This window comes from Mycobacterium sp. TH-M15 (assembly GCF_057473705.1).
The window spans coordinates 1-4408 of the sequence record NZ_JBYCLB010000018.1; the positions used below are offsets into that span (position 1 = coordinate 1).

The following is a 4408-nucleotide window of genomic DNA, read 5'->3' on the forward strand; positions in this document are numbered from 1 at the left end:
CCTCCCACATTCTTGTGGCTCTACCGGCCAGGACCTGATTCCTGTCCGCAACCCACGTTCACATGTGAGCGAGGCCCCAGCCCCCCATACCGTCTACCCGGAGGGCGCCTCGGTCTGGTTCCTGCCTCGGCTGGTCGGCATGGGCAGAGCGCTGGACTGGATGGTCAGCGGCCGGGTCTTCGACGCCGACGAGGCGCTGGCCACCGGGCTGGTGCACAGCCTGCACGAGCCGGGCGACGTGCTGGCGGCGGCGAACAAGCTGGCGCGGGAGCTGATCGCCAAGACGGCGCCGGTTTCGGTCGCGGTGATCCGCCAGATGCTGTACCGGCTCTCCGTGCTGGAATCGCCGCTGCAGGTGCAGCGGGTCGATTCCCGGCTGATCGCCGACATGCCGACCTCCGCGGACGCCATCGAGGGGATCATGTCGTTCCTGCAGCGGCGCGAGCCGACCTTCGCCGGGAAGGTTCCCGGCGACATCCCGGACTGGCTGCCCTGGGTGGGCCGGCCCTGACGAGGGACCACGCGGACCTGACGCTGGGGATCTTCGGGGTGGCGTCGGCTGGACGTGGGTGAGACGTCGAACCGTCCATCGAGGTCGGGGAAGCCGGTACCAGCTGTGCAGTCGGTCAGCCGCTGGTGCCGGTCTGTGGGTTTCGGGTTGGAGGTGACAGATCCGCCAGACCCCCGCTGATCCGGCTCTTCGTCAAGCTGGCGCATCGGCCGGAGGTGGCTGCCGATATCGACCCCGCTGGACTGGAGTTCGCCGTCTTGGCTCTGTGCTGCTTCGGCGGGGGCGCCTGGATGTGCTGTTACCCCTCGGTGTGGCTGCCGCACCCGAACTGACCCGCGGCCGCCCTCGCAGGGCTGTCTACGCAGGTCAAACCGCATAAACCGTCGGGGTGACTGACGGGACTCGAACCCGCGACATTCAGGATCACAACCTGACGCTCTACCAACTGAACTACAGCCACCATTGCCGCCGGCCCGGACGGGTTCCGCGGCGACGTCGATACTAGCCGCTGGGAGGCTCGGTGACCGAATCGTTTGTCGGGGGCGTGTCCCCGGCCGCAGCCGAATCCGTCCCGTAGTCGGCCGCGATCGCGGCGATCTCACTGGTCGACGGCCCGGGCGGCGGCACGAACGCGGCCCGCCGGTAGAACTTGAGCTCGTTGATGGACTCCTGGATGTCGGCCAGCGCGCGGTGGGCCAGCCCCTTGGCCGGCTGGCCGAAGTAGATCCGCGGATACCAGCGCCGGCACAGCTCCTTGATCGAGCTGACGTCGACCATCCGGTAGTGCAGGAAGGAATCCAGCTCTGGCATGTCGCGGGCCAGGAAGCCGCGGTCGGTGGCGATCGAGTTGCCGGCCAGCGGCACCGTCTTGGCGTGCGTGATGTGGGCCCGGACGTAGTCGAGCACCATCTGCTCGGCGGTCGGCACGTCGACGGTGGAGCTGCGGACCTCCTCGATCAGCCCGGACCGGGTGTGCATCTCGATGACGACGTCACTCATCGCGTCCAGCGCCGCGTCGTCGGCGTGGATCACCACGTCCATACCGTCGCCGAGGACGTTGAGCTCCCCGTCGGTGACCAGGGCGGCGATCTCGATCAGCTTGTCCGAGCCCAAGTCCAGCCCGGTCATCTCGCAATCGATCCAGACCAGTTCGTCTCGTTCGGCGCTCACAGTAAACCCACGTTAGCCGCTCGGCGGCGCAGTGTTGCGCCGCAGTGCCACCCGGACAAGTAGTGTCGTGCCTTGCCGGTACCACTCGGGGACCGATCGGGAGGAGGCGCAGCCACGATGAGCCCGGAAGCCACACCAGGCGGCGATGCGACCGCCAGTCCTGCACAGCAGATCGCCAGCGGCTACGTCGTCGACGGTCAGGCCCTGGAGCTGGGCACCGTCGTCATCGACGGCACCGCGGACCCGACGGCGCGGGTCGCCATCCCACTGGCCACGGTCAACCGGCACGGCCTGGTGGCCGGCGCCACCGGAACCGGCAAGACCAAGACGCTGCAGGGGCTTGCCGAGCAGCTCTCCGCCGCCGGTGTCCCGGTGCTGATGGCCGACATCAAAGGCGACCTGTCCGGGCTGTCCCGGGCCGCCGAGGCCACCGACAAGACCGCCGAGCGCGCCAAGGAGACCGGCGACGACTGGCAGCCGACCGCGTTCCCGGTGGAATTCCTGTCGCTGGGCACCGGCGGGGTCGGGGTTCCGGTGCGGGCCACCATCTCCAGCTTCGGCCCGATCCTGCTGTCGAAGGTGCTCGGGCTCAACACCACCCAGGAATCGACGCTGGGGCTGATCTTCCACTGGGCCGACCAGCAAGGGCTGCCGCTGCTGGACCTGAAAGACCTGCGTTCGGTGATCAGCTATCTCACCAGCGACGAGGGCAAGCCCGAACTGAAGAATCTCGGGGCGGTGTCGCCGGCGACGGCCGGCGTCATCCTGCGCGCGTTGGTCACCCTGGAGGCGCAGGGCGCGGACACCTTCTTCGGCGAGCCGGAGCTCAACCCCGAAGACCTGCTGCGCAGCGACCCGAAGGGCCGCGGGGTGATCACCCTGCTGGAGCTGGGCGACCAGGCCGCGCACCCGGTGCTGTTCTCCACTTTCCTGATGTGGGTGCTGGCCGACCTGTTCACCCTGCTGCCCGAGGTCGGCGACCTGGACAAGCCGAAGCTGGTGTTCTTCTTCGACGAGGCGCACCTGCTGTTCACCGACGCCTCCAAGGCGTTCCTGGAACAGGTCGAGCAGACGGTCAAGCTGATCCGGTCCAAGGGCGTCGGCGTGTTCTTCTGCACCCAGCTGCCCACCGACGTCCCCAACGACGTGCTCTCGCAGCTGGGCGCCCGGATCCAGCACGCGCTGCGCGCCTTCACCCCCGACGACCAGAAGGCGCTCACCAAGACGGTGCGCACCTACCCGAAGACCAAGGCCTACGACCTGGAGTCGGCGCTGACCTCGCTGGGCATCGGCGAGGCGATCGTCACCGTGCTCTCCGAGCGCGGCGCCCCCACCCCGGTTGCCTGGACCCGGCTGCGGGCCCCGCGCTCGCTGATGGCCGCCATCGGTGACGACGCGATCGCCGCCGCCGCGCAGGCCAGCCCGCTGCAGGCCGAGTACGGCCAGACCGTCGACCGGGATTCGGCCTACGAGCGGCTCAGCACCAAACTGAGTCCGTGGTCGGACGTCTCGGTCGACGCCGAAGTGTCGCTGCCGCCGCCGCCCAAGCCGGAGCCGTCCATGTTCGACAAAGTTCTGGCCAACCCGGCCGTCAAGAGCGCGATGCGCTCGGCGGGCACCGCCTTCGGTCGGGAGATCACCCGCAGCATCTTCGGCACCGGCCGACGTCGGCGGTAGCCAACCGGCAGCCGCCGCGAAGCGCGGCGCTGATCTGATGGCGGCGACCCGTCCCCCGCAAGCGGGAGGTGCCCCCAGCGCCCGGCTTCACCGCGCCTGCGATCGCCGCTAGTCGCCGCCGAGCTTCTTGTACACCGCCCCGACGATCGGTGTGACGATCGCCCGCGGAGCGTACCCGCTCGCCACCGACATAGCCTTCGAGGTGATCCCGGGGACGACGCGCATCTTGTTGCGGCCCAACGCATCCAGCGACAGTTTGGCGGTGTGCTGGGTGGAGATCCACAGAAAATCCGGGATCAGCTTGTCGATCAGCGAGGCATCGCCGGCATCGGGCATCTCGGCGCGCACCGGCCCCGGCGCCAGCAGCGTGACATGCACCCCCGATCCGTGCAGCTCGCCGCGAAGCGATTCGCTGAACGTGTTGACGAACGCCTTGGTCGCGGCGTAGGTGGCGTTGTTGGGGATCGGCGAATTACCGGCCGCCGACCCCGAGATCAAGATGCCGCCGGACCGGCGCTCCAGCATGCCCGGCAGCACCGTCAGCACCAGATCGTGCACCGCGACCGCGTTGAGCTGAACCTGGGCCCGCTCCACCGCCGGATCCAGGCCGGCGATCGGCCCGAACGTGCCGGTTCCGGCGTTGGCGCACAGCACCGAGATCTCCCGACCGGCCAGCTCGGCGCAGAGTGCGTCGCGGGCCGGCGGATCGGCCAGATCGACCGCCCGCACCTCGACGGGCACCCGGTACTTGTCGGTGAGCCGCGCGGCCAGCTCGGTGAGCACGTCTTCGCGGCGTGCGGTGACGATCAGCCCGTAGCCCCGGGCGGCCAGCTCGGTGGCCAGCGCCTCGCCGATCCCCTGGGACGCACCGGTGACGACGGCGCGGGTGTCCGGGCTGGGCGGGGGCAGCGGCATGGGCCCATGCTAGACAACGGGGTCGTGGTGGCTCGCCGGCACCGCACCGCCACGGCCCGGCCGAAGCGCCGATTAGAGTGCCGGGGTATGGGAAACCCGGAGACGGGTCTGCGCAGATCCGGGCGATCCCAGATC

Annotated in this window: 4 protein-coding genes and 1 tRNA gene; 2 read left to right on the forward strand and 3 right to left on the reverse strand. The window is 69.4% G+C overall.

Annotation, left to right across the window (positions count from 1 at the left end; genetic code table 11):
* Nucleotides 1-64 precede the first annotated feature (64 nt).
* Entirely contained in the window at nt 65-511 is a 447-nt protein-coding gene (locus tag AC2VNT_RS00430; RefSeq protein ID WP_486944983.1) for an enoyl-CoA hydratase-related protein, read from the forward strand.
* A 387-nt stretch (nt 512-898) separates the two neighbouring features.
* Here AC2VNT_RS00430 and AC2VNT_RS00435 read toward each other — a convergent pair.
* A tRNA-His gene (locus tag AC2VNT_RS00435) sits at nt 899-971 on the reverse strand.
* A 41-nt stretch (nt 972-1012) separates the two neighbouring features.
* Entirely contained in the window at nt 1013-1681 is a 669-nt protein-coding gene (gene orn, locus AC2VNT_RS00440) for an oligoribonuclease (protein WP_486944984.1), read from the reverse strand.
* Between the two features lie 117 nt (nt 1682-1798).
* On the opposite strand from orn, the gene AC2VNT_RS00445 reads away from it, so the two are divergent.
* A complete protein-coding gene (locus tag AC2VNT_RS00445; RefSeq protein ID WP_486944985.1) occupies nt 1799-3358 on the forward strand; it encodes a helicase HerA-like domain-containing protein in 1560 nt (519 codons plus the stop codon).
* Nucleotides 3359-3466: 108 nt separating this feature from the next.
* On the opposite strand, the gene cmrA is transcribed toward AC2VNT_RS00445, so the two are convergent.
* Nucleotides 3467-4273 (reverse strand): mycolate reductase, encoded by an 807-nt coding sequence (gene cmrA / locus AC2VNT_RS00450; protein ID WP_486944986.1) that lies wholly within the window; start codon nt 4271-4273, stop codon nt 3467-3469.
* Nucleotides 4274-4408: the final 135 nt, after the last annotated feature.